General features: G+C 62.1%; 2 protein-coding genes. Both read left to right on the top strand.

Going from position 1 to position 689, the window contains the following annotated elements:
• Nucleotides 1-542, top strand: a 542-nt coding sequence (locus G7Y51_RS13510) for a toprim domain-containing protein (RefSeq protein ID WP_165178284.1), incomplete at its 5' end; no start/stop codon positions are given.
• Nucleotides 539-689: toprim domain-containing protein (locus G7Y51_RS13505; protein WP_165178282.1), on the top strand; the 151-nt coding region annotated here is incomplete at its 3' end. The genes G7Y51_RS13510 and G7Y51_RS13505, both read left to right, overlap by 4 nt.

The raw sequence follows: 689 nt of genomic DNA, 5'->3' as shown, positions 1-689 counted from the left end.
GGAACCTGATTGTTCCTCTGCGGAACATCCACGGCGAGTTGCGGGGATTCCAGGCCATCGCGCCGGATGGCCGGAAGGGTCTTGCCACGGGCATTGGGAAAAAAGGCAATTTTCATCTGATCGGCGCGGACGGCAAGGATTTGTCCCAGGGAGAAATTGTCCTCTGCGAAGGCTACGCCACGGGGGCTTCGCTGCACATGGCCACCGGAAAAGCCGTGGCAATCGCCTTTGACTCCGGCAATCTGCTCCCTGTGGCGGAAGCCATCCGCGCCAAATATCCCAAGGCCGCCATCACCATCTGCGCCGACAATGACCACGCCATGCGACGGCACGGCGAGGCTTACAATGTGGGAGTGGAGAAAGCCAGACTGGCGGCTCGGAAAGTCAACGGCACGGTCAGGGTGCCCACGTTCACCGACAGGGAAAAGGCCCAGGGCCTGACAGACTTCAATGATCTGCACCAGGCGCGCGGCCTTGAGGCCGTCCAGCGCCAGGTCGGCAGGGATTGCGCCAGGGATCATGGCAAGGAGCTGTGCCGATGAAACTGCTGATTGTGGAAAGCCCCGGCAAGATCAAAAAGCTGCAAGGCATCCTGGGCGCGGAATGGCGCGTCGCCGCCAGTTGCGGCCATGTCCGCGACCTGCCGAATCAGGGCTATGGCCTGGAGCCGCCGGATTTCACGCTCCGCT

It is taken from the genome of Desulfovibrio sp. ZJ369, assembly GCF_011039085.1.
GTDB lineage: Bacteria > Desulfobacterota > Desulfovibrionia > Desulfovibrionales > Desulfovibrionaceae > Desulfovibrio.
This window is presented reverse-complemented; position numbering and strand designations above follow the sequence as displayed.